This window comes from Streptomyces sp. NPDC085932 (assembly GCF_044540525.1).
In the GTDB taxonomy this organism is placed as follows: domain Bacteria; phylum Actinomycetota; class Actinomycetes; order Streptomycetales; family Streptomycetaceae; genus Streptomyces; species Streptomyces levis.
Map to the genome: position 1 here is coordinate 511,676 of NZ_JBITSJ010000007.1, position 22,557 is coordinate 534,232.

Annotated in this window: 23 protein-coding genes; 11 read left to right on the forward strand and 12 right to left on the reverse strand. The window is 72.2% G+C overall.

Annotation, left to right across the window (positions count from 1 at the left end):
• Positions 1 to 98 precede the first annotated feature (98 nt).
• The gene (mshD, locus tag ACIGAQ_RS32510) at positions 99 to 1,025 is read left to right on the forward strand and encodes a mycothiol synthase (protein WP_311681234.1); all 927 of its coding nucleotides are present in this window, start codon (positions 99 to 101) and stop codon (positions 1,023 to 1,025) included.
• On the opposite strand, the gene ACIGAQ_RS32515 is transcribed toward mshD, so the two are convergent.
• The 6 genes from ACIGAQ_RS32515 to ACIGAQ_RS32540 all read right to left on the reverse strand — a co-directional run bounded on the left by ACIGAQ_RS32515 (position 982) and on the right by ACIGAQ_RS32540 (position 6,443).
• A complete protein-coding gene (locus tag ACIGAQ_RS32515; RefSeq protein ID WP_399789325.1) occupies positions 982 to 1,971 on the reverse strand; it encodes a LysR family transcriptional regulator in 990 nt (329 codons plus the stop codon). The genes mshD and ACIGAQ_RS32515 overlap by 44 nt on opposite strands.
• A gap of 105 nt (positions 1,972 to 2,076) precedes the next feature.
• Positions 2,077 to 2,697, reverse strand: coding sequence for an ABC transporter (locus tag ACIGAQ_RS32520; protein ID WP_399789328.1), 621 nt, complete (start codon positions 2,695 to 2,697; stop codon positions 2,077 to 2,079).
• Positions 2,694 to 4,208, reverse strand: coding sequence for an ABC transporter permease (locus ACIGAQ_RS32525; RefSeq protein ID WP_399789332.1), 1,515 nt, complete (start codon positions 4,206 to 4,208; stop codon positions 2,694 to 2,696). The genes ACIGAQ_RS32520 and ACIGAQ_RS32525 overlap by 4 nt, the downstream gene beginning before the upstream one ends.
• Positions 4,205 to 5,065, reverse strand: a complete 861-nt coding sequence (locus tag ACIGAQ_RS32530) for an ABC transporter ATP-binding protein (protein ID WP_311681229.1) — start codon at positions 5,063 to 5,065, stop codon at positions 4,205 to 4,207. The genes ACIGAQ_RS32525 and ACIGAQ_RS32530 overlap by 4 nt, the downstream gene beginning before the upstream one ends.
• Positions 5,062 to 5,898, reverse strand: coding sequence for a zf-HC2 domain-containing protein (locus tag ACIGAQ_RS32535; RefSeq protein ID WP_399789336.1), 837 nt, complete (start codon positions 5,896 to 5,898; stop codon positions 5,062 to 5,064). The genes ACIGAQ_RS32530 and ACIGAQ_RS32535 overlap by 4 nt, the downstream gene beginning before the upstream one ends.
• On the reverse strand, positions 5,895 to 6,443 hold the full coding sequence (locus ACIGAQ_RS32540; protein WP_311681227.1) for an RNA polymerase sigma factor: 549 nt from the start codon (positions 6,441 to 6,443) through the stop codon (positions 5,895 to 5,897). The genes ACIGAQ_RS32535 and ACIGAQ_RS32540 overlap by 4 nt, the downstream gene beginning before the upstream one ends.
• 252 nt (positions 6,444 to 6,695) lie before the next feature.
• Here ACIGAQ_RS32540 and ACIGAQ_RS32545 point away from each other — a divergent pair, with 252 nt between their 5' ends.
• The 7 genes from ACIGAQ_RS32545 (at position 6,696) to pstB (ending at position 15,027) form a co-directional block, all read left to right on the forward strand.
• Complete coding sequence (locus ACIGAQ_RS32545; RefSeq protein ID WP_311681225.1) at positions 6,696 to 9,062, forward strand: RNA degradosome polyphosphate kinase; 2,367 nt, start codon at positions 6,696 to 6,698, stop codon at positions 9,060 to 9,062.
• On the forward strand, positions 9,043 to 10,194 hold the full coding sequence (locus tag ACIGAQ_RS32550) for a CHAD domain-containing protein (protein WP_399789340.1): 1,152 nt from the start codon (positions 9,043 to 9,045) through the stop codon (positions 10,192 to 10,194). The genes ACIGAQ_RS32545 and ACIGAQ_RS32550 overlap by 20 nt, the downstream gene beginning before the upstream one ends.
• A gap of 33 nt (positions 10,195 to 10,227) precedes the next feature.
• Positions 10,228 to 10,674, forward strand: a complete 447-nt coding sequence (locus ACIGAQ_RS32555; RefSeq protein WP_399789343.1) for an NUDIX hydrolase — start codon at positions 10,228 to 10,230, stop codon at positions 10,672 to 10,674.
• Positions 10,675 to 10,924: 250 nt separating this feature from the next.
• Positions 10,925 to 12,049, forward strand: coding sequence for a phosphate ABC transporter substrate-binding protein PstS (gene pstS / locus ACIGAQ_RS32560; RefSeq protein WP_094055692.1), 1,125 nt, complete (start codon positions 10,925 to 10,927; stop codon positions 12,047 to 12,049).
• A 103-nt stretch (positions 12,050 to 12,152) separates the two neighbouring features.
• Entirely contained in the window at positions 12,153 to 13,154 is a 1,002-nt protein-coding gene (gene pstC, locus ACIGAQ_RS32565) for a phosphate ABC transporter permease subunit PstC (RefSeq protein WP_362280863.1), read from the forward strand.
• Positions 13,151 to 14,206: a phosphate ABC transporter permease PstA gene (gene pstA, locus ACIGAQ_RS32570; RefSeq protein ID WP_399789347.1), complete on the forward strand. Its 1,056-nt coding sequence runs from the start codon at positions 13,151 to 13,153 to the stop codon at positions 14,204 to 14,206. Before pstC ends, pstA begins: the two co-directional genes overlap by 4 nt.
• Before the next feature lie 44 nt (positions 14,207 to 14,250).
• A complete protein-coding gene (gene pstB / locus ACIGAQ_RS32575) occupies positions 14,251 to 15,027 on the forward strand; it encodes a phosphate ABC transporter ATP-binding protein PstB (protein WP_311681219.1) in 777 nt (258 codons plus the stop codon).
• 132 nt (positions 15,028 to 15,159) lie between these two features.
• Here the strand turns inward: pstB and ACIGAQ_RS32580 are convergent, their stop codons facing one another.
• Positions 15,160 to 16,158 (reverse strand): inorganic phosphate transporter, encoded by a 999-nt coding sequence (locus ACIGAQ_RS32580; RefSeq protein ID WP_311681218.1) that lies wholly within the window; start codon positions 16,156 to 16,158, stop codon positions 15,160 to 15,162.
• 7 nt (positions 16,159 to 16,165) lie between these two features.
• Positions 16,166 to 16,786, reverse strand: coding sequence for a DUF47 domain-containing protein (locus tag ACIGAQ_RS32585; RefSeq protein ID WP_026252685.1), 621 nt, complete (start codon positions 16,784 to 16,786; stop codon positions 16,166 to 16,168).
• A gap of 203 nt (positions 16,787 to 16,989) precedes the next feature.
• Between ACIGAQ_RS32585 and ACIGAQ_RS32590 the strand changes: the two genes are divergently transcribed.
• Positions 16,990 to 17,364, forward strand: coding sequence for a metal-sensitive transcriptional regulator (locus ACIGAQ_RS32590; RefSeq protein ID WP_399789351.1), 375 nt, complete (start codon positions 16,990 to 16,992; stop codon positions 17,362 to 17,364).
• Positions 17,365 to 17,375: 11 nt separating this feature from the next.
• Here ACIGAQ_RS32590 and ACIGAQ_RS32595 read toward each other — a convergent pair whose 3' ends face one another.
• Both ACIGAQ_RS32595 and ACIGAQ_RS32600 read right to left on the reverse strand, forming a co-directional pair.
• Positions 17,376 to 17,543 carry a hypothetical protein gene (locus tag ACIGAQ_RS32595; protein WP_179272531.1) on the reverse strand — a complete coding sequence of 56 codons (168 nt, stop codon included), beginning with the start codon at positions 17,541 to 17,543 and terminating at the stop codon, positions 17,376 to 17,378.
• A 91-nt stretch (positions 17,544 to 17,634) separates the two neighbouring features.
• Complete coding sequence (locus tag ACIGAQ_RS32600; RefSeq protein ID WP_311681215.1) at positions 17,635 to 18,486, reverse strand: hypothetical protein; 852 nt, start codon at positions 18,484 to 18,486, stop codon at positions 17,635 to 17,637.
• Between the two features lie 137 nt (positions 18,487 to 18,623).
• Here ACIGAQ_RS32600 and ACIGAQ_RS32605 point away from each other — a divergent pair, with 137 nt between their 5' ends.
• Both ACIGAQ_RS32605 and ACIGAQ_RS32610 read left to right on the forward strand, forming a co-directional pair.
• Complete coding sequence (locus ACIGAQ_RS32605; protein ID WP_311681214.1) at positions 18,624 to 18,794, forward strand: hypothetical protein; 171 nt, start codon at positions 18,624 to 18,626, stop codon at positions 18,792 to 18,794.
• 67 nt (positions 18,795 to 18,861) lie between these two features.
• Entirely contained in the window at positions 18,862 to 20,397 is a 1,536-nt protein-coding gene (locus ACIGAQ_RS32610; RefSeq protein WP_399789355.1) for an FAD-binding oxidoreductase, read from the forward strand.
• Positions 20,398 to 20,484: 87 nt separating this feature from the next.
• Here the strand turns inward: ACIGAQ_RS32610 and ACIGAQ_RS32615 are convergent, their stop codons facing one another.
• Together ACIGAQ_RS32615 and ACIGAQ_RS32620 are read right to left on the reverse strand one after the other, a co-directional pair.
• Positions 20,485 to 21,186 (reverse strand): phosphatase PAP2 family protein, encoded by a 702-nt coding sequence (locus tag ACIGAQ_RS32615; protein WP_399789358.1) that lies wholly within the window; start codon positions 21,184 to 21,186, stop codon positions 20,485 to 20,487.
• Between the two features lie 245 nt (positions 21,187 to 21,431).
• Positions 21,432 to 22,433: an NlpC/P60 family protein gene (locus ACIGAQ_RS32620; RefSeq protein WP_399789361.1), complete on the reverse strand. Its 1,002-nt coding sequence runs from the start codon at positions 22,431 to 22,433 to the stop codon at positions 21,432 to 21,434.
• Positions 22,434 to 22,557 lie beyond the last annotated feature (124 nt).

Sequence of the window (22,557 nt, forward strand, 5' to 3'; positions counted from 1 at the left end):
CTAGAGTCAACGCGCGTAGCGCGACAGGCCTTTCCGGGTTACGACCTGGTTGCTTCTTTGCCGCCGATTTGCCGGTGCCGCCCTTTACCCTCGTACGCATGACCAGCGACGACACCGTACGGCCCGGCCACCCCCGCTCGATCGAGACCCTTGCCGCGCTCTCCGCGGAGCAGACCGAGGCCGTGCTCGGGCTGCTCGACGAGGCCGCCCGGACCGACGGGCAGCAGGCGGTGTCCGAACAGGGCCGGTTGCAGCTGCGCGGCGGGGAGCGCGAGGGCGTGTCCCATCTGCTGCTCACCGCCGGCGGGGAACTTGTCGGTTATGCGCAGTTGGAGGACACGGACGAGGTGGAGCCGCCGGCGGCCGAGCTGGTCGTGCACCCCGGGCACCGCGGGCACGGGCACGGGCGGGCGCTCGGCTCGGCCCTGCTCGCGGCCTCCGGCAAGCGACTGCGGGTGTGGGCGCACGGCGGGCACTCCGCCGCCCGGCACCTCGCCCAGGTCCTGGGCCTGACGCTGTTCCGGGAACTGCGCCAGATGCGCCGCCCGTTGAGCGGCTTCGACGCCCCCGAGCCGGTGCTGCCCGAAGGCGTCACGGTCCGCGCCTTCGTGCCCGGCCGGGACGACGCGGCCTGGCTCGCGGTGAACGCCGCCGCCTTCGCCCACCACCCCGAGCAGGGCTCCCTGACCCAGCGCGACCTCGACGACCGCAAGGCCGAGCCGTGGTTCGACCCGGCGGGCTTCTTCCTCGCCTTCCGCGGCGACGAACTGATCGGCTTCCACTGGACGAAGGTGCACGCCGAGGAGGGCCTGGGCGAGGTGTACGTCCTCGGGGTCGCCCCGGGCGCGCAGGGCGGCGGCCTCGGCAAGTCCCTCACGACCATCGGCCTGCGCCACCTGGCGGACCGGGGCCTGCCGACGGCGATGCTGTACGTCGACGCCGACAACAAGGCGGCGGTGTCGGTGTACGAGCGACTGGGGTTCAGCACCCACGAGGTGGACCTGATGTACCGGACGGAGACGTGACCGCGCCGCCCTGCCGCGGTGCCGCCCAGGAGGGCCGCCAGGTCGTGCCCCGGGGCGGTCGCGGCCGGGTCGCCGTCAGGTGGTCGCGCAGGGCCGTCAGGCCGGGGTGGGGGTTGTCCGCGTGCCACAGCAGTGAGTGCGGGTAGACCGGGACCGGGTCCACGAGCGGCACGAGGCGCAGGTCGTGGCCGGCGGGCCAGACGTGCGGGGTCCGTTCGCTGAGGATCGTCGCCACGGTCGTCGAGCCGGCGATCGTGTCCAGGAGCGCTTCGAGGCCGAAGTTGGGCCCGATGGTGTCGACGGCCGGGCCGAACGCGGCGGCGAAGGCCTCGTAGTAGGCGTGCCACTCCGTGCCCGGCACGTTGCCCGGCATCCAGATCCGGTGCCCGGCGAGCTGCGCGGGCGTCACGGCGGCGGCCCGGGCGAAGACGTGGCCGGGGCCGACGCACAGGCTGAGCGGCTCGTCGAGGACGGGCAGCGCCCCGACGCCGTCGGGCAGCCGGTGCCCGGGCATGGTGACGGCGCGGAAGGTGGCGTCGACGGCCCCGTCGCGCACGGCGGTCACGGCCGTGTCGACGTCGAACAGCGTGACGACGTCCAGGGCGATGCGCGGATGGGCGCGGTGGAAGTCCTGCACCAGTCCCCCGGTGGCGGCCCGGCGCCCCACGACGTCCACGCGCAGGGCCCGGTCGCCCGGACGCACGGCGGCCACCGCCCGCTCCTCCGCGCTCAGCAGGACCCGGGCGTGCGGCAGCAGCGCCTGCCCGTCGATGGTGAGCTCGGCGCCGCGCGGCGTGCGGACGAACAGCCGGACCCCGAGGTCCTTCTCCAGTGCGGCGATCCGCTTGGAGACGGCCTGCTGGGTCAGGGCCAGGTCGACGGCGGCCTTCTGGAACTGCCCGGCGTCGGCGACCGCGACGAAGGCCCGTACGGCATTGAGATCCACAGGGGGAGGGTATCCGCACAACGAGTGGTTGTCGGAGGAGCGGGCGAGCGGGGTCCTTGGCACCGGAACCGCCCCTGCCGCACAACCAGTGGACGTAGCGACGTACTAGAGCCGGATCCGCCGCCGCACCGGCTCCAGTGCACACAACGCGCCGAGGATCACGGTCCCGGCCAGGACCACGCCCCACCGGTCGTGTGCCGCCGCCCACCGCTCGTCCTCCACGGGCACGAACAGCGCCCAGCGTTCGGGCCAGAGCAGCAGCGCCAGGACCGCCGTCGTGAGCAGTGCGGCCGCCACCGGCAGCCCGGGCCGGGTCGCCTCGGTGAAGCGGACCGCGGCCGTCGCGCCGGTCACCGCCAGGGCGAAGGCCGCCCCGGCCTCCAGCGTCAGGTCGCCGACCGGGGGCCGCACGTCCGGCGGGACGAGCAGCAGCGCCACCGTCCACCAGGCCGCCGCCGCCGGGACCACCAGGGCCGTCCGCAGGGCGATGCGGAGCGGTCGCGGGGTCGGCACGGTGGCCGTGGTGTGCCGGGCCGGGTCGTCCAGGAGGAACACCAGACCCAGCGCGAAGGCCAGCACCGCGGCCCGCAGCAGGGGCAGCGACAGCTGTTCCGCCGTCTCCCCGGTCCGGGTCAGCGCGGCGAGCAGCAGCCCGGCCCCGCCGGCCGCGCCGACCGCTCCCCACGGCAGGGTCCGGTGCACCGGGAGCAGCAACTGCCGGTTCACAGGCACTCGTCCTTCCCGTCGGGCGCGGGCAGGTCCAGCAGCTTCGCGGCCCGGGCCGCCGTCACCCCGGGCGCGGTCAGGTCGGCCCAGCGCGCCTTGACGCGTGCCGTGGCCTCGCCGCGGGGCAGATCCATCAGGTCGCGCAGCACCTGGGTCTGGGCCTCGGTCATGTAGAGGCCGTTCGTGGGCTGCAGGACGGAGTCGGAGCCCGTGACGGTGTCGTTGAGGCGGACCCGGCGCAGCGCGTCGAGCGGCTCGGACTCCCACCCGACGGCCAGCCACATCACGGGGACGATGCGGCCGTCGCAGATCGAGGTCGCGGTCTCCTCGTCGCCCGCGATCAGCACGGCGGCGACGGCGGCCGAGAACTCGGGGACGCGGTTGCCGCCCCACTGGGTGCCCACCGTCACTTCGTACGGGCGCTTCAGGGACTCCAGGGCGGCGTCACCGGAGAGGCCGTAACGGGCGTCGATCCGCTGCCGTACGACGATGGGCCGCTCCTGGGCGGCGCCCCCGGCCAGGGAGCGCACCCCGGCCACCACCCGGGCCCAGTCCGCGACCCGCGGCTCCCACTCGGGGTAGGCGCAGTACGTGGACCCGTCCCGCCGGACGCAGGTCTGCACCTGCTCGGGGTGCACCGAGGCCCGTTCCCGGGCCTTCACCAAGGCGGGGGACACGCCCCCCGACTGGCCCGTCGCGCCCACCGTCGTCAGGGCCAGCGCCCCGGCGAGACCGGCGAGGACGACCGGCTTGCGGCCGCCCGTCACGAGCACCGCCAGCAGCCCGAGGCTCAGCCCCAGCCCGGTCAGGTACACGGCGTGCCAGGCGGCGGGCCGGCCGATCAGGTCGGTGGGCAGCGTGTTGGTGCTCGCCTCGCCGACGACGGGCATGAGCCACTGCGTCCCGCCGTCGCCCGTCCCGGTGCTCAGCAGGAACAGGAACAGGCAGAACACGATCAGCAGCGGGGCCACGAGAGCCGACCGCACCAGGCACGCCACGAGCAGCCCGAGCAGTCCGAACAGCAGCACCGTCAGCGGCCCTACGAGGAGTTCGGCCACCGACCCTCGCCCGACGGCGCCGGGCCGCAGCGCCTCCCGGCCGAACTGGGCGGCCACGCACCCGGCCGTGACCAGCGCGGCGGTCACGGCCGACAGGGCATGGGCGGCCGTACGGCGCCACGGCGGCAGCACCAGCACCGCGAAGTGCGCGTCGGTGCCGTGCCGGTGGGAGCGCAGCGCGGCGTGGTTCACGCTCAGCAGGACCGCGAGGCCGACCAGCAGCGGGGCGCCCTGGGTGGCGCGGTCGGCGTCCTGGAGGGCCGGGAAGTCGCCCCAGGCCTCGCCGTCACGCCACACGGTCCAGCCGAGGTACAGGGCGAAGGCGAGGAGCACCGGCACCCGGGTCAGCAGCCGGCGCGACTCGAACAGGCCCAGGGCCCACACGGCCGCCCAGGAGCCGCCGGGCTCGGTGCGCGTCCCGGTCAGGACCGGCTTCTCGGCCACCGCGGTCATGCCGCCACCTCCGCTCCGGCGCCGTCGAGCGTGAGCAGGTAGCCGTCCTCCAGGGTCGGTTCCAGCAGGTCGGCCCCGTCAGGCGGATCCCCGACGTTGCGGAAGGAGCCGGCCCCCGTCCGCCAGCCGGCCCGGGCGCCCGGGTCGCGTTCCGTGCTGCTCCACACCCGTCCGGCGGCCCGCGCGGTCAGTTCGGCCGGGGTGCCGTCGAAGCGGATCCGGCCACCGGCCATGACCAGCACCCGGTGGCAGAGCATCGCCACGTCCTCCGTCTGGTGGGTGGACAGCAGCACCGTGCGTCCCTCCCCGGCCCCGGCGATCAACTCCCGGAACCGCATGCGCTGTTCGGGGTCGAGTCCGACGGTCGGCTCGTCCAGGACCAGGAAGCCGGGGTCACCGACCAGGGCGGCCGCGAGGGCGACCCGCTGCCGCATGCCGCCGGACAGCTTGCGCATCCGCTTGCCGCGCACGTCCGCCAGCCCCACCTCGTCGAGCACCCGCCGCACCTCCCGGTGGCGCACGCCCCGGTCGGTCATCTCCTTGAGGATGGCCACGTAGTCGACGAACTCGAAGGCCGTGAAGTCCGGATGGAACCCGGGCGTCTGCGGCAGGTAGCCCAGCCGGCGCCGCACCTCCTGCCGTCCCCGGGCGGTCGCCGGGTCGTGGCCCAGCACGGTGAAGGCCCCCCGGTCGGCGGGCAGGGCGGTGGCGAGCACCCGCAACAGGGTGGTCTTCCCCGCCCCGTTGGGCCCGAGCAGCCCGGTGACACCGCCGCTCAGGCGCAGCGACACGTCGTCGAGGGCGCGGGTGCCGCCGTAGCGGAGGCCGATCCCGGAGGCGGACACGGTCGGAGTCATACGGCACGTCCCTGGAAGAGGTCGAAGCGGTCACGGAGGAGGAAGAGCAGCCCGGCGGCGAGCGCGGCGACCACCGCCGCCACGCCCTGCCCGGCCGCGGTGAACGGCGCGAGCGGCACGTCGCCCCCGGCCCGCGCCGCGTGGGCCAGCACCAGCAGGCCGACCCAGGCGCCGCCGACCAGCGACGGAGCGAGCACCGGCCCGAGCCGGGGGGTGAGCGCGAGCCCGGTCGCGGTGAGCGCCAGCGCGGGCAGCAGCCAGGCCAGGGCGTGCAGCCCGTAGGCGGGCAGGGCGAGGGTCGCCAGCCCGTTCAGCCCGAGCACGACGGCCAGCACGGCCACGGTCCGGATCATCAGCAGCCGGAACCCGTGCATCGGCGCGACGACGGCCATCTCGTACGTCGGATCCAGCGCGGGCCCGTACGACAGCGCCACCCCGGCCAGCGGCAGCAGCGGCGCGAGGGCGAGGAAGAGGGTCGGGGACTGCCCGCTGCGCACGGCGTGCCCGGCGGCCACGCCGAGCAGCAGCACGGCGACGACGGCCCCCAGCCAGGACCGCCGCAGCACCGGCGCCGCCGCGAGCAGCCGGGCGGTGTGCCCGGCGACCCCGAGCCGCACCAGCAGCCCCTCCAGCAGCCCCGGGCGCGGCACGTCCAGCTCGGCGTCCAGCCGCTCCCACCCCGCGTCGAGCGCGACCGGGTCGCCGGCGTCGGCCAGCACCGCCCGGCAGCGGGCACAGGCGGCCAGGTGGGCGTCGGCGGACCAGAGGGCGGGCGCCGCCAGCTCGCCGTGCGCGTAGGCGCGCAGATCGTCGTCGGGTACGTGCCAGGTCATGCCAGTGCCTCCCGCAACTGCTTGCGGGCCCGCATGGCCCGCGTCTTGACCGTCCCCGGGGGGATCCCCAGCAGGACGGCGGCCTCGCGGGTGGTCAGCCCGTCGATGACGGTCGCCTGCAGCACCGCGCGCAGCTCCGGCGACAGCCGGACCAGGGCCCCGGCGAGGTCCCCGTGCTCCACCCCCGCGAGCACGCGCTCCTCCGCCGACACCTCGTCCCGGTGCCGCAGCCGTGCCAGGGCCTGCCGCAGCCGGCCCCGCGCCCCGTCGCCCCGCAGGGCGTCCACCAGCCGCCGCGACCCGATGCGCCACAGCCACCCGGCCACGTCCCCGGAGCCCTCCTCCCGGTAGCGGGCCTTGCCCCGCCACACCGCGAGGAAGGTCTCCTGCACGACGTCGTCGACGACGCTCGTGTCGGCGCACCGCCCCCGTAGCCGGGCCCGGAGCCACGGCGCGTAGCGCCGGTACAGCTCCTCGAAGGCGCGCCGGTCGGCGTCCGCCGCGACGGCCCGCAGCAGCTCCCCGTCGCTTCTCGTCTCGCTCACGTCTCCTCATCGGACCGGCCGGCTCGAACGGTTCACGAAAACACGCCCGGATTCCGGCCCGCCCGGGACGGACGCCCGGCCGGGTCGCGGGTGGCGCGTGGCACGCCGTGCCGGGCGGGGCCGCCCACAGCCTGTGGACGAGCCGTCCCGGCCGCCGGGCCGGGCCCGCGGACCCCCGCGGGCCGCCGCCCGCTATCCCGCACGTCATGTCTCCGTAACCATTGATTCAGACGAGCTTGCGACGCTCGGCCAATGAATCCCGCCGTGCCCGAGCCTTCCCCGCCTCGCGAGGGACCCGAGGGAAACGGGAGCACTGATGTGACACCCCCGCTCCCGCCCGCGCTGTCCGACGCGCCCGTGATGCTCGCGGCGCGGAAGAATGGGTCCATGAGCCAGCCGAACACCCAGGCACAGGTCCAGCACGCGCAGCCCTCCGTGGGCTCCATAGCAGCCCACCGGCCGCACACGGTGGCGGCGGTGGTCTCCGATCTGGAACCCGACATCGACGCCGACCTCGACGGATACGAGGAGTCGCCGTACGACGGGCCCGAGCTGCCCCAGGGCCGCTTCCTCGACCGGGAGCGCAGCTGGCTCGCGTTCAACGAGCGCGTGCTCGAACTCGCCGAGGACCCGAACACGCCGCTGCTGGAGCGGGCCAACTTCCTGGCGATCTTCGCCAGCAACCTGGACGAGTTCTTCATGGTCCGGGTGGCCGGTCTGAAGCGCCGCATCGCCACCGGCGTGGCCACCCGCTCCGCCTCCGGCCTGCAACCCCGCGACGTGCTGGAGATGATCTGGGCCCGCTCCCGTGAGCTCATGGCCCGGCACGCCGCCTGCTACCACGAGGACGTCGCCCCCGCACTCGCGGAGGAGGGCATCCACCTGGTCCGCTGGAGCGAGCTGCAGGAGAAGGAGCAGGCCCGCCTGTTCACCCTGTTCCGGCACCAGATCTTCCCCGTGCTGACCCCGCTGGCGGTCGACCCGGCGCACCCCTTCCCGTACATCTCCGGCCTGTCCCTGAACCTGGCCGTCGTCGTGCGCAACCCCGTCACGGGCCACAAGCACTTCGCCCGCGTGAAGGTGCCGCCGCTGCTGTCCCGCTTCCTGGAGAGCTCCCCGGGCCGCTACGTCCCCATCGAGGACGTCATCGCCGCCCACCTGGAGGAGCTGTTCCCGGGCATGGAGGTGCTGGAGCACCACGCCTTCCGCCTCACCCGCAACGAGGACCTGGAGGTCGAGGAGGACGACGCGGAGAACCTGCTCCAGGCCCTGGAGAAGGAGCTCATGCGGCGCCGCTTCGGCCCGCCGGTGCGCCTGGAGGTCGAGGAGTCCATCGACCGCGAGGTCCTGGACCTGCTGGTGCGCGAGCTGAAGATCAGCGAGGCCGAGGTGTACCCGCTGCCGGGCCCGCTGGACCTCACGGGCCTGTTCCGGATCGCCTCGCTGGACCGCCCGGAGCTGAAGTACCGCAAGTTCGTCGCCGGCACCCACCGCGACCTCGCCGAGGTCGAGTCGGCGTCCGCGCCGGACATCTTCGCCGCGCTGCGCGAACGGGACGTGCTGCTGCACCACCCGTACGACTCCTTCTCCACCTCCGTCCAGGCCTTCCTGGAGCAGGCGGCCGGCGACCCGGACGTCCTCGCGATCAAGCAGACCCTGTACCGCACCTCCGGCGACTCCCCGATAGTCGACGCGCTCATCGAGGCCGCCGAGTCCGGCAAGCAGGTCCTGGTCCTGGTCGAGATCAAGGCCCGCTTCGACGAGCACGCCAACATCAAGTGGGCCCGCAAGCTGGAGGAGGCCGGCTGCCACGTCGTCTACGGCCTCGTCGGGCTGAAGACCCACTGCAAGCTGTCGCTGGTGGTCCGCCAGGAGGGCGAGACGCTGCGCCGCTACAGCCACGTCGGCACCGGCAACTACCACCCGAAGACGGCCCGCCTCTACGAGGACCTCGGCCTGCTCACCGCCGACCCGCAGGTCGGCGCGGACCTGTCGGACCTGTTCAACCGCCTCTCCGGCTACTCCCGCCGCGAGACCTACCGCCGGCTGCTGGTCGCCCCGAAGTCGCTGCGCGACGGGCTGGTCTCGCGGATCACCAAGGAGATACAGCACCACCGCGCGGGGCGGCCGGCGTACGTCCGCATCAAGGTCAACTCGATGGTCGACGAGGCCGTCATCGACGCCTGCTACCGGGCCGCCCAGGCGGGCGTGCCGGTCGACATCTGGGTGCGCGGCATCTGCGCGGTGCGCCCGGGCGTCGCGGGCCTGTCGGAGAACATCCGGGTCCGCTCGATCCTCGGCCGCTTCCTGGAGCACTCCCGGGTCTTCGCCTTCGGCAACGGCGGCGAGCCCGAGGTGTGGATCGGCAGCGCCGACATGATGCACCGCAACCTCGACCGCCGGATAGAGGCCCTGGTCCGGGTCACCGACCCGGCCCACCGCGCGGCCCTGAACCGGCTGCTGGAGACCGGTATGTCCGACTCCACCGCCTCCTGGCACCTCGGCCCGGACGGCGACTGGACCCGGCATGCGACCGACGCGGACGGCCAGCCCCTGCGCAACGTCCAGGAGATGCTCATAGACGCCCGGAGGCGCCGGCGTGGCACAGCGACACCTTGACCCGACGGATTCCCGGCCCAGGCCCGTCGGGACCGCCCCCACCGGCGACGCCCTCGCGGGCTATCTGCGGGACCAGGCCACGGAGTTCCTCCGCGCCCTGCGCCTGCACCGGGAGACGGGGTCGGGGGCGAACGGCTCGGAAGCCTCCGCCGAGGCGGCCCGCGCCCTGCGCCGCTCCGCCCGCCGCATCAGCGCCAGCCTGCACACGTTCCAGCCGCTGCTGGACTCGGACTGGTGCGAGACCATGCGCCCGGAGCTGGCCTGGGTCTCCGGCACGCTGGCGATGGAGCACGCGTACACGGCCCGCCTGGAACGCCTGCTGACGGCGCTGCACCGCCTGTCGGGGTCGACGGCGTTCCCGGCCCAGGCGCCGGGCCGGGACGTGACGGCGGGCTCGCGCGCCGACGCCCACGCGAGCGGCCGTGCCCCCGGGGCGGCCCCCGCGCTGCCGAGCACGGCACCGCGGGACGCCGGGCCGCGCACGGCCCCGGCGTCCGAACGCGGCAACCTGACCGTCGGGGCGGCCAAGGCGGGCGCCCTCCTGGACCGCCAGCTCACCCTCGCCCGCACCCGGGCCCACTCCACCGCCCTGCAGGCCCTGGGCAGCAGCCGCTTCCACGCCGTCGCCGACAAGGTCGCGGTCCTGGCCAGCGAGGTCCCCCTGCTCGCCACGGCCGCCGCGAGCGACCTGCGGCCCCACGCCACGGCGGCGGAGGAACGCCTGACCGACGCCGTGACCGCCCTGCCCCTGGTCACCGCGGGCCATCCGTACAACGCCGCGGCCCTCGTCCACGGCCTGTCCCCGGACACGGTCCCGCACCCCCAGGACGCCCCCTGGCACCAGGTCCGCCTCCTGCTGCGCCTGCACCGCTACGCCCGCGAGGCCCTCACCGGACCCAAGGGCAACGCCGCCGTCGACCTGCGCCTGCTCTCCGCCGGCCAGGCCCTGAACCAGCACCGCGACGCCTCGGAGGCGGCAGCGGCCGCGGCGCAGGCGGCCCGCACGCCCAGGATCGCCCCGGCCACGGCGTACGCCCTCGGCGTGCTCCACGCCGATCAGCGGCACGAGGTGGAGGCGGCACGTTTCGCGTTCCAGCAGGCCTGGCAGAAGGAGACGGTCGGCGCGTCATGACCGGCACGGCACCCGGAAGGCGGTGAACACCAGGTGAGCTCGGCCGAGGACCCCACCGTGCAGCAGGCCGCGGGCTGCGTCCTGTGGCGCCGCTCGCCCGGCTCCGGCGACCTGGAGCTCTGTCTCGTGCACCGGCCGAAATACGACGACTGGTCGTGGCCGAAGGGCAAACTGAAGCGCGCCGAGGACGCCCTCGCCGGCGCCCTGCGCGAGGTGGCCGAGGAGACGGGCTGCCGGGCCGAGCCGGGCGCCGAGCTGCCCACCCTGCGCTACCTGGCGAACGGGCGCCCCAAGCAGGTGCGCTACTGGGCCGCCGAGGCCGTGACCTGCGACTTCACCCCGACCGACGAGGTCGACCGCGTGCTGTGGCTGTCGCCGGAGGAGGCCCGCGCCCGCCTCACTCAGCCGCACGACCGCCCCCTGATCGACGCGCTGCTCGACGCGCTGCACGGACCCCGGCCCGCCGGCGGAGCGGACTGACGCCGTCCGCGGTTGTCCAGCGGGACGCGCCCGCGAAGCGGAATCCTCACGTGCTCTCCCCGTGAGCATTCCGTGACCTAACCACACCGTCGGCAGGGGTTCACCCCTCGTTCATGTGCGGCCATCGGCGGCTTCATCTGATCTGCCTACTTTCGGCCGTACCAGATGCGAGACGCGCCTGCCGCGCGTTCGCGTCGGCCAGTCTTCGCACGCCGCCGATTCAGGACGGCGGCTCCTGGAAGGAACTCAAGTGAAGCTTCAGCGCATGAACCGGCGGGCCCTCGCTCTCGGTGCTCTCGCCGTCTCCGGCGCCCTGGCCCTCACGGCGTGCGGCTCCGACGAGACCGGAGGTGGCAGCGGCGGCTCCTCGTCCAACGCCGCCGCGCCCAGCAACATCAAGTGCGACGACGCCTCGGGCCAGGTGCTCGCCGACGGCTCCTCGGCGCAGAAGAACGCCGTCGACGCGTGGGTCAAGCAGTTCTCCGCGGCCTGCAAGGTCGAGATCAACTACAAGGCCGGCGGTTCCGGCGCCGGTGTCACCGCGTTCACCCAGGGCCAGGTCCCGTGGGCCGGTTCGGACTCCGCCCTGAAGCCCGACGAGGTCGAGGCCTCCAAGAAGGTCTGCTCCGGCGGCCAGGGCATCGACCTGCCCATGGTCGGCGGCCCGATCGCCGTCGGTTACAACGTCCCGGGTGTCGACAAACTCGTCCTGGACTCCGCGACGATCGCCAAGATCTTCGACAGCAAGATCACCAACTGGAACGACCCGGCCATCGCGAAGCTCAACCCCGACGCGAAGCTGCCCAACCTCAAGATCCAGGCCTTCCACCGCTCGGACGAGTCCGGCACCACGGACAACTTCACCAAGTACCTGATCGCCACCGCCAAGAAGGACTTCCCCTACGAGGGCGGCAAGGCCTGGCAGGCCAAGGGCGGCCAGTCCGCTCCGCAGTCCTCCGGCGTGGCCGCGCAGGTCAAGCAGACCGCCGGCGCGATCGGCTACTTCGAGCTGTCGTACGCCAAGGACGGCATCAAGACCGTCGCCATCGACACGGGCGCGGCCGAGCCGGTCGAGGCGAACGTCGAGAACGCCACCAAGGCCATCGCGGACGCCAAGGTCGTCGGCACCGGCAAGGACCTCGCCCTGGAGCTGAACTACGCGACCAAGGCCGACGGCGCCTACCCGATGGTCCTCGTGACCTACGAGATCGTCTGCGACAAGGGCAACAAGGCCGAGACGCTGCCCGCCGTCAAGGCGTTCCTGCGCTACGCGGCCTCCGAGGACGGCCAGAAGATCCTCGCCGAGAACGACTACGCGCCCATGCCCGAGGACATCATCGCCAAGGTTCGGACCACCGTCGAGAGCCTGAGCTGACCTGAGCGTGCGGTCCGGTCCCCAGCGGGACCGGACCGCACCGTCCGGTGCACCGCCGCCAAGAGCCGCACAGCCGTTGCGGTTCCGCAGACCGGAGAACCCGATGGACACCACACAGATAGCTGACGCACCTCCCCCCACCCCGACGCCCTCGCCCGAGCAGAAGCGCGCCGCCCGCGGGGCCACCCGCCCCGGGGACCGGATCTTCCTCGGCCTCTCGCGCGGCTCGGGCATCCTGCTCCTGGTGATCATGGCCGCGATCGCGGGCTTCCTCACCTACCGCGCCGTCCTCGCCATCAGCGAGGACGAGGGCAACTTCCTCACCACCTTCGAATGGAACACCGGCGTCAACCCGCCGGTCTTCGGCATCGCGGTCCTCGCCTACGGCACGATCGTCTCCTCGATCATCGCGATGATCATCGCCGTGCCGATCGCCGTCGCCATCGCGCTGTTCCTCACCCACTACGCCCCGCGCCGGCTGAGCGGTCCCATCGCCTACGTGATCGACCTGCTCGCCGCCGTGCCGTCCATCGTGTACGGCCTGTGGGGCGCCCTCGTCCTCGTGCCCTACATGAACGGCCTCTTCGGCTGGCTGAACGACTACCTCGGCTGGACCGGCATCTTCTCCTGGCAGAACGGCGCCCCGCGCTCCATGCTCACCGTGGGCATCCTGCTCGCGATCATGATCCTGCCGATCATCACCAACGTGAGCCGCGAGGTCTTCCGCCAGGTCCCGCAGATGCACGAGGAGGCGGCCCTGGCCCTCGGCGCCACCCGCTGGGAAGTGATCCGCATGTCGGTCCTCCCCTTCGGCCGCTCCGGCGTGATCTCCGCCTCGATGCTCGGCCTCGGCCGCGCCCTCGGCGAGACGATGGCCGTCGCCACCGTGCTCTCCCCGGACTTCCTGATCCACACCAGCCTGCTCGACCCGGGCGGCGGCACCTTCGCCCAGAACATCGCCAGCAAGTTCAGCGAGGCCACCGAGTTCGGCCGTGACGCGCTGATCGCCTCGGGTCTGGTCCTGTTCGTCATCACCCTGCTGGTCAACGGCGCGGCCCGCGCGATCATCGCCCGCCGCAAGGAGTACTCGGGGGCCAACGCATGAGCACCGCAACCACCACCCCGAAGCGCCCCAGCACCCTGCGCGGCGCCCGCCTGCCCAAGTGGGCCCCGTGGGCCATCGCCGCCGGGTCCGTCGCCGCCGGCCTCGGCATCAGCGCCGCCGCCGGACTGCACAGCGACATCCAGTGGGCGCTGATCGCCGCGCTCCTGCACATCCTCGGCACGTACGTCATCGCGGCCAAGGTGGAGAACCGCCGCCAGGCCAAGGACCGCGTGGTCACCTCTCTGGTGTGGGTCGCCTTCCTGCTCGCCGTGGTGCCGCTGGCGTCCCTGGTGTGGTCGACCGTGCAGCGCGGCACCAAGGTCCTCGACGTCTACTTCCTGACCCACTCGATGGGCGTGGTCGCCGACTCCGAGGCGGGCGGCGGCATCTACCACGCCATCCTCGGCACGCTGCAGCAGGTCGGCCTCGCCACCGTGATCGCCGCGCCGGTCGGCGTGCTCACCGCGATCTACCTGGTGGAGTACGGGCGCGGCAACCTCGCCCGGGCCGTCACCTTCTTCGTCGACGTCATGACCGGCATCCCGTCGATCGTCGCCGGTCTGTTCATCCTCAGCCTGATGCTGATGTTCGACATGCAGCCCTTCGGCTTCGCCGGCTCGCTCGCCCTCGCGATCCTGATGATGCCGGTCGTGGTCCGCTCCACGGAGGAGATGCTCAAGCTCGTCCCGAACGAGCTGCGCGAGGCCTCCCTGGCGCTCGGCGTCCCGAAGTGGCGCACCATCCTGAAGGTGGTCCTGCCGACCTCGATCGGCGGCATCACCACCGGCATCATGCTGGCCGTCGCCCGTATCGCCGGTGAGACCGCGCCCGTGCTGCTGCTGGTGTTCGGCAGCAAGTTCATCAACGCCAACCCCTTCGAGGGCGCGCAGGCGTCGCTGCCGCTGTACATCTACCAGCAGTACGGCTCGGGCGAGGTCACGGCCTACGACCGCGCCTGGGCGGCGTCGCTCACGCTGATCGCCTTCGTGATGATCCTCAACCTGGTGGCCCGCGGCATCGCCCGCTGGAAGGCCCCGAGCACCGGTCGCTGACGCGGCCATACAGCGACTGACTGAAGTCTGGAAGTGAAGTAGTCATGGCCAAGCGAATCGACGTAAGCGGACTGACCGCCTACTACGGCTCCCACAAGGCGATCGAGGACATCTCGATGACCGTCGAGCCGCGTTCGGTGACGGCGTTCATCGGCCCGTCCGGCTGCGGCAAGTCGACGTTCCTGCGCACCCTGAACCGCATGCACGAGGTCACCTCGGGCGGCCGCGTCGAGGGCAAGGTGCTGCTCGACGACGAGGACCTCTACGGCACGGGCATCGACCCGGTGTCGGTCCGCCGCGAGGTCGGCATGGTGTTCCAGCGGCCGAACCCGTTCCCGACGATGTCGATCTTCGACAACGTGGCGGCGGGCCTGCGGCTGAACGGCAACTACAAGAAGAGCGAGCTGGCGGACATCGTCGAGCGCTCCCTCAAGGGCGCCAACCTCTGGAACGAGGTCAAGGACCGCCTGAACAAGCCCGGCTCGGGCCTGTCCGGCGGTCAGCAGCAGCGTCTGTGCATCGCGCGGGCCATCGCGGTCGAGCCGAACGTCCTGCTCATGGACGAGCCGTGCTCCGCGCTCGACCCGATCTCGACCCTGGCGATCGAGGACCTGATCGGCGAGCTGAAGGAGCGCTTCACGATCGTCATCGTGACGCACAACATGCAGCAGGCGGCACGCGTCTCCGACCGCACGGCGTTCTTCAACCTCGCGGCGGTCGGCCAGCCCGGCAGGCTCATCGAGATCGACGACACGGAGCGGATCTTCTCCAACCCGTCGGTCCAGGCCACGGAGGACTACATCTCCGGCCGCTTCGGCTGAGCCGCCCTGCGCACAGACTCCTCGCGGTGCTGCATGGCGGTGCCACCGCGAGGCCGAAAAGGGCCCGCCCCTGGCTCCCGGGGGCGGGCCCGTTCGTGTACCGGCCGGTTTCCGGCCGTGCGGCCGCCGCCGCTACAGGAAGGCCAGGTTCACGAGCCCGAACGAAGCCGCGGCCACCGTCGCCGCCGCCGGCATCGTGATGAACCACCCCAGGATGATGTTCTTGGCGACGCCCCAGCGCACGGCGTTCACGCGCTTGGTCGCCCCCACGCCCATGATCGCCGAGGTGATCACGTGCGTCGTCGAGATCGGCGCCTTGAACAGGAACGCCGTGGCGAACATGATCGACGCGCCCGTCGTCTCGGCGGCGAAGCCCTGCGGCGGGTCCAGCTCGATGATCTTGCGCCCCAGCGTCCGCATGATCCGCCAGCCACCGGCGTAGGTGCCCAGCGACAGCATCACCGCACAGGCGATCTTCACCCAGACCGGGATCGGGTCGCCGTAGTCCTCGACATCCGCGATGACGAGCGCCATCACCACGATGCCCATGGTCTTCTGCGCGTCCTGCAGACCGTGCCCCAGCGCCATGCCGGCCGCCGAGACGGTCTGGGCTATGCGGAAGCCGCGCTTGGCCTTGTGCGGGTTGGCCTTGCGGAACATCCACATGATCGCGGTCATCACCAGGTAACCGGCCAGCAGACCGACGACCGGGGAGATGAACATGGGGATGACGACCTTCTCCAGCACCCCGTGCCAGTAGACGGTCGTGCCACCGGCCAGCGCCGCGCCGACCATGCCGCCGAACAGCGCGTGCGAGGACGACGAGGGCAGCCCGAAGTACCAGGTGATCAGGTTCCAGACGATCGCGCCGACCAGCGCGGCGAAGAGGATGCCCATCCCCTTCGACCCCTCCGGTGTCTGGATCAGGCCCTCGCTGACCGTCTTGGCGACCCCGGAGCCCATGAACGCGCCGAGCAGGTTCATCACGGCGGCCATCGCCAGCGCGGCCCGCGGCGTGAGCGCCCGGGTCGACACGGACGTGGCGATCGCGTTCGCCGAGTCGTGGAAACCGTTGGTGTACGTGAAGAAGAGCGCGACCCCGATGGTCACGACCAGAGCAAAGGTGTCCATGAAGGGCTCAGGACTCCTTGACGGCGATGGTCTCCACCGTGTTCGCCACGTGCTCGAACGCGTCCGCCGCTTCCTCCAGCACGTCCACGATCTGCTTGAGCTTCAGGACCTCGATGGCGTCGTACTTGCCGTTGAAGAGGTGCGCCAGCAGCTTGCGGTGGATCTGGTCGGCCTGGTTCTCCAGCCGGTTGACCTCGATCCAGTACTCGGTGAGGTTGTCCATGGTGCGCAGGTGCGGCATCGCTTCGGCCGTCAGTTCGGCGGCGCGCGCCAGGACCTCGATCTGCTGCTCGACGCCCTTGGGCAGTTCCTCGACGTTGTAGAGGACGACCAGGTCGACGGCCTCCTCCATGAAGTCCATGATGTCGTCGAGGGACGAGGCGAGGGAGTAGATGTCCTCGCGGTCGAACGGCGTGATGAACGAGGAGTTCAGTTGGTGGAAGATCGCGTGCGTGGCGTCGTCACCTGCGTGTTCCGCTGCCCGCATACGCTCTGCGATCTCGGCCCGGGCGGATGCGTCCGCCCCGAGCAGTTCCATCAGGAGCTTGGAGCCCGTGACGATGTTGTCCGCGGAGGCGGCGAACATGTCGTAGAAGCTCGTCTCCCTGGGGGTCAGACGAAAGCGCACGTGGGTTCCTCGGGGTGCTTCGGTTTCGGTCAGGCTGATGCTAGGCGCATCATCCGGCCACGGCTATCGGGCCGCCCACCAGTGTCGCCCATCAGGCACAGTGATGAGCACGGGGGCGGCCCGAGGGCCGTATACCCAGCAAAGTTCGGTACCATATACCCACTAGGGGTATATCTCCGCCCAGGGGCCACCAGGAGGACGCGATGACGGACAGGACCGGCACCACGGATGTCGCGAATGTCACCACCGGCACCGCGGACACCGGTGCGCAGTCCGTGACGGACCATGACCACGGCGTGCACGGCTACCACAAGCAGAAGGACGAGCACCTCAAACGCCTGCGCCGGATCGAGGGCCAGATCCGCGGCCTGCAGCGCATGGTCGACGAGGACGTCTACTGCATCGACATACTCACGCAGGTCTCCGCCTCCACGAAGGCGCTGCAGTCCTTCGCCCTGCAGCTGCTGGAGGAGCATCTGCGCCACTGCGTCGCCGACGCGGCCGTCAAGGGCGGCGACGAGGTCGAGGCGAAGGTCAAGGAGGCGACCCAGGCGATCGCCCGCATGCTGCGGACCTGATCCGGCCCCGTTCAGCCGCCGGGGGCGTCCCGTTCCTCGGCCACTCTCAGCACCTCGTCGATGCTCTCCAGGCTGAGCCGCTCCTGGGCCGCCGAGGCCGCGATGATGAGCTCCCCGCACAACTCGATCTCGGCGAGGGCCACGTGGTCCTGAACTGCCGTACCGCCGACCGGAGCCACGTGCATCACCTCGTCTCTGCCGTCACCGGCTTCCTAGAGTAGGGAGCGGCCTACACACCGCGCATGGCACGGACGGGCTAGTTCCCGCCGGTCACTCCTCGGCGATCCTGCCCGCGTAGATGTCGCCGTCGTCCGGCAGCCGCACCCGCGCCGGGGCCCCGAAATCGTAGAGCAGGGTGGTCGAGGCGACCGCGACGGGGCTCTTGCGCTGTCCGTTCACGAAACTGAAGCGGTGGCGGACCTTGCGGACGCGCCCCTCGTCGTCGAGGTAGGCGTCGAACGGCACTTCGGCCGTGGCGAACCCTTTCGCCGCCGCCCCCAGGGCCCCCTTGTTGCCTGCGGAGGCCCGCTTCGCGGCGTCCCCGAGGTCCGCCGTGCCCCGGTAGTGCCGCACCGCCGTGCCCGCGACCTCGGTGCGGCCGAGGTACGTCGCCGTCCGCGTGCCGCGCAGCACCTCGGCCGCGGCGAACGGATCGGTGGCCCCGCCGGTGACGAGGTTCCCGTCGGACAGCGTGCGGGTGTCCACCCGCACCCACTTGTCCGCGGGCACACCGGCGCCCCGGTTCTTCATGAACAGCGCTCCCGGCGCCAGCAGTTCCGTGACGGTCCGGCGCCCGTCGGCTCCCGCGGGATCCTGCGGCAGCAGCACCTTCAGCCGCCCCAGCCGCTCGCGGAAGTCGTAGACCCCGGCACCCCGGATGGTCACCCGGGTGCCCCCGGCCGCCATCTCCATCGACGTACGGGTCTTCGAACTCCCGGCGTCCACCAGCCGGTCGGCGGCCCGGTGCAGCAGCACCACGGCGTCCCCGCCCCGGGAGTCCCCGGCGACGGCGTCACCGCCCGCGCACCCGCCCGCTCCCAGACCCACCGCGGACACGACCCCGGCGGCGAGGACCGCCGCACCCGTTCGCCCGCGCCGCCGTTCCCGCTGCCGCCCAGTCATCGCCTGCCTACCCCCAGCCGGTACGTCCGTCACGGGCCCCCTCGTCGTCCCGCTTAACGACCGGTTTGTGCCCCCGTCACGCCGACCACGCCGTCCGGCATACGAACCCTTTACCCGGGCTGGGTAACGTTGTCGTCGTGGCGCAGCAGGACGGGCTGGAACTTCCCCCCCACCCCCCGGAACACCGCACGACGACCATGGAGAGAGGCCGCTTCTGCCTGGCCGAGTGCACCTGCGGCTGGCGCGGCCCGGCCAGACGCGCGAGAAGCCAGGCCCGCACGGACGCGCAACGGCACGCGGCCGGCTGACTCGCCCAGCCGTGGAACCCGCACCCCCAGCCGCCCGTCTCCCAGGGCGGAACCACCGGGAGGCCCCATGGAACGGCGCACCGTCCTCACCGCCGGCGCGGCGGCGATCGCCGCGGCGGCGACGCCCTTCGCCACCGCCTGCACGCACGCGAGCCCCCGCACCACGGCCACGGCGGCCACCACGCGGACCCGCGCCGCCGCCGACTGGTCGGCCCTCGCCCGTGACCTCGACGGCCCTCTCGTCCGCCCCGGCGACGCCGCCTGGGCGACCGCGCGCCAGCTCTACAACACCCGCTTCGACAGCCTGAAGCCCGCCGCCGTGGCCTACGTGGCCCACCCCGACGACATCCGCACGGCCCTCGCCTACGCCCGCGGCCGTTCCCTGCGCGTGGCCATCCGCAACGGCGGCCACTCCTACGCCGGCTGGTCCTCCGGCGACGGCCGTCTGATCATCGACGTCTCCAAGCTCAACCGCGTCCGGGCCTCCGGCACCACCGCCGTGGTCGGCGCCGGCGCCAAGCTCATCGACGTCTACCGCGCCCTGGCCGCCAAGGGGGTCACGATCCCGGCCGGCTCCTGCCCCACCGTCGGCGTCTCCGGCCTCACCCTGGGCGGCGGACACGGCGTGGTCTCCCGCGCCTACGGACTGACCTGCGACAGCCTCACCCGGGCCACCCTGATCACCGCCGACGGCAAGCAGCTCACCGCCGACGCCCGGGAGAACAAGGACCTCTTCTGGGCCCTGCGCGGCGCCGGCAACGGCAACTTCGGCGTGGTGACCGAACTGCACTTCCGTACCCACCCCGCGCCGCAGGGCGTCTCGGCGTACCTGTCCTGGCCCTGGTCGAAGGCGGCGGCGGTGGTGCGGGCCTGGCAGGAGTGGGGCCCGTCGCAGCCCGACGAGATCTGGTCGTCCCTGCACCTGGCGAGCGCCGCGGGCAGCACCCCGACCGTCTCCGTCGCGGCCTTCTCCCTCGGCACGTACGGCGAGCTGAAGAACGCCGTGGACCGCCTCGCCGACCGCGTCGGCGAGGCGGCCCGCAGCGTCTCCCTCAAGCGCCGCTCTTACGAGGAGTCGATGGAGGTGTACGCGGGCTGCTCCGCGTTCCCGACGGACGCCCAGTGCCATCTGCCCGGCTCCACCCCGGGCCGCTCGCCGAAGGGCGCCCTGGGCCGGGAGACGTACGCGGCGGCCTCGGACTTCTTCGACCGTTCCCTGTCCGCGGCCGGCGTCCGCACGCTGCTGTCGCAGATCGCCTCGGTGCGCGGCGGCACGGGCAGCATCGCGCTCACCGCCCTCGGCGGAGCCGTCAACCGCGTCTCCCCGACGTCCACGGCCTTCGTGCACCGCCGCTCGCGCATGCTGGCCCAGTACATCGGCGCCTGGCGGGCGGGCACGAGCGGTACGACGGCGCGGGACTGGCTGGCGTCGGCCCACAAGGCGATGCGCCCCTACGCCTCGGGCGCGGCCTACCAGAACTACACGGACCCGACGCTGAAGGACTGGCGCAAGGCGTACTACGGGGACGCGGCGGCGCGGCTGACGAAGCTGAAGAACCAGTACGACCCGGACCGCTTCTTCACGTACCCGCAGGCGCTCTGACCGGCCGTCGGACCGGGCCGGACCCCGCCCGGCGAGGTTCTGCACCCAGGCGGCGAGATCCCGCAGCCATGCGGCGGGGTCCCGCCGCTATGCGGCGAGGTCCCGCTCGGAGGTCCGCTCGCTGCGGGACTCCGGGATCACGGCGTCCTGTCCGTCGGTCGCCCGCCCTCCGGCCCGCACCAGCCACCCCGCCCGGGGCGACCGCTCCACGGCCTTCACCACCGGCGTCAGCAGGGCCATGGCGAGCGGCGACAGCAGCAGCGCCACGGCCGTGCCCAGCGCGAACCCGCCGATGACGTCCGTCGGGTAGTGCACGCCCATGTAGACCCGGATGAACCCGCCGAACAACGCCAGGACGATCCCGAACAGCCCGAACTTCCGGTTGGCGACGAACAGTCCGACCGCCATCGCCATGACGATCGTCGCGTGGTCGCTGACGAACGAGTAGTCGGTCTTGCCCTCGACGAGGACTTCGAGCCCTTGGTGGTCGAGGAACGGCCGGGGGCGCTCCACGAATCCCCGTATCGGCACGTTCACGAGGACGGCGACGCCGGCCGCGAGCGGCGCCCAGATCAGCGCGGCGACCGTGGACGCCGCGTCCTCGTCGCCCCGGCGCCGGACGGACCACCAGCACCACACCACGAGCAGGACGACGCCGAGCAGCAGCCCGTACTCGCCCACGTACTCCATGACGCGGTCGAACCAGGCCGGCGCGTCCTTGGCCAGGCCATTGATGTCGTACAGCAGGTCGACGTCGGGGTTCGACCCGGAATCGGCGAGTCCAGCCATGGTGCTGCGGCCCCTTCGTCGTCTCTCCCGGCGCACCCGTGCGTGCGCCGCTCCTGCCACCCCCGTGGTGGTAGATCCGCTTCCGCCGCACGTGTGCGTGACACGTGCGTGTTGACGTCTGCTCGGCTACGTCAACAGGAACGCATGGTCCCCGTCGATACGTTCCACACTCCACCGAATGATCACGCAGACGTTATCGAAGAGAGACACGTCATCGCAGCTCAGGGGGTGGGTTCACGCTCGGTTCACACCGTCGTGGGCAGCGCTTTCGCGCCATCTTCGGTGACTCTCGTGGCTCCGAAGTAGTCGGGGGTGTCGATCGGGTCGAACCGGATGACCGCACCCGTGCGCGGCGCGTCGATCATGTACCCACCTCCGACATAAATGCCGACATGCCGGATGGCACGGGAATTGGTGAGGTCGTCCGAGAAGAACACCAGGTCTCCCGGCAGCAGTTCGTCCCGGGAGGGGTGCGGCCCCGCGTTGTACTGGTCGTTGGCGACGCGCGGCAGCGTGATGCCCACGCTCTTGTACGCGGCCTGGGTCAGACCGGAGCAGTCGAAGCGTCCGCCCTGCTCAGGGGTGCCGGTGCCGCCCCACAGGTAGAGCGTGCCGAGCTTCTTCTGCGCATACTCGATCGCGCCGGCCGCCTGCCGGGAGGGATCGACCCGGCCGACGGGCGCCGCGAAGCTCTCGGAGAGGGTGGTGATCCGCTTCACGTAGTTCTGCGTCTCGCTGTACGGCGGCACGCCCCCGTACTTGATCACCGCGTACGCGCCGGCGTTGTAGGCGGCCAGCATGTTTTCGGTCAGATTCCCGCCCACCTTCTTCACGTACGACGCGAGTTCGCAGTCGTACGACGCGGCGGAGGGGATCGCGTCCTTCGGGTCCCACACGTCGCGGTCGCCGTCGCCGTCGCCGTCGATGCCGTGGGTGGCCCAGGTGCCGGGGATGAACTGCGCTATGCCCTGCGCCGCCGCGTGGCTCTGCGCCCTCGGGTTGAAGCCGCTCTCCTGGTACAGCTGGGCGGCCAGCAGCGCCGGGCTGATGGCGGGGCAGAGGTTGCCCCACTTCGCGACGAGTGACGCGTAGGCCGCGGGCACCGACCCCTTGGCCAGCGCCTTCGCCCCGCCGCTCACGCCGTTGACGAGGTTTCCGGCGACGAGGTAGACGCCGATGACGAGCAGCATCACGAAGGCCAGCGCCGAGCTGATCGCAACACTCGCCACGATCCACGCCTTACGCACCGTCAACCGCCCCTCGCCGCCCAGGAGTCCGTCGCTCAGTGTAGAGGCGGCGGTCGCACACCGGAATGATCACGAGGAGGAGAGTCGGGGCGGGCGGGGGGAACGGGGGCGGCAGGACGGGCAC

Excerpts from the sequence above, each read along its gene's own strand:
- ACIGAQ_RS32600 (WP_311681215.1), bottom strand. The coding sequence starts at position 18,486 with ATGACTGGGCGGCAGCGGGAACGGCGGCGCGGGCGAACGGGTGCGGCG.
- ACIGAQ_RS32610 (WP_399789355.1), top strand. The coding sequence starts at position 18,862 with ATGGAACGGCGCACCGTCCTCACCGCCGGCGCGGCGGCGATCGCCGCG.
- ACIGAQ_RS32525 (WP_399789332.1), bottom strand. The coding sequence starts at position 4,208 with ATGACCGCGGTGGCCGAGAAGCCGGTCCTGACCGGGACGCGCACCGAG.
- ACIGAQ_RS32590 (WP_399789351.1), top strand. The coding sequence starts at position 16,990 with ATGACGGACAGGACCGGCACCACGGATGTCGCGAATGTCACCACCGGC.
- ACIGAQ_RS32530 (WP_311681229.1), bottom strand. The coding sequence starts at position 5,065 with ATGACTCCGACCGTGTCCGCCTCCGGGATCGGCCTCCGCTACGGCGGC.
- pstA (WP_399789347.1), top strand. The coding sequence starts at position 13,151 with ATGAGCACCGCAACCACCACCCCGAAGCGCCCCAGCACCCTGCGCGGC.
- ACIGAQ_RS32580 (WP_311681218.1), bottom strand. The coding sequence starts at position 16,158 with ATGGACACCTTTGCTCTGGTCGTGACCATCGGGGTCGCGCTCTTCTTC.
- pstB (WP_311681219.1), top strand. The coding sequence starts at position 14,251 with ATGGCCAAGCGAATCGACGTAAGCGGACTGACCGCCTACTACGGCTCC.
- ACIGAQ_RS32615 (WP_399789358.1), bottom strand. The coding sequence starts at position 21,186 with ATGGCTGGACTCGCCGATTCCGGGTCGAACCCCGACGTCGACCTGCTG.
- ACIGAQ_RS32545 (WP_311681225.1), top strand. The coding sequence starts at position 6,696 with ATGAATCCCGCCGTGCCCGAGCCTTCCCCGCCTCGCGAGGGACCCGAG.
- ACIGAQ_RS32535 (WP_399789336.1), bottom strand. The coding sequence starts at position 5,898 with ATGACCTGGCACGTACCCGACGACGATCTGCGCGCCTACGCGCACGGC.
- pstC (WP_362280863.1), top strand. The coding sequence starts at position 12,153 with ATGGACACCACACAGATAGCTGACGCACCTCCCCCCACCCCGACGCCC.
- mshD (WP_311681234.1), top strand. The coding sequence starts at position 99 with ATGACCAGCGACGACACCGTACGGCCCGGCCACCCCCGCTCGATCGAG.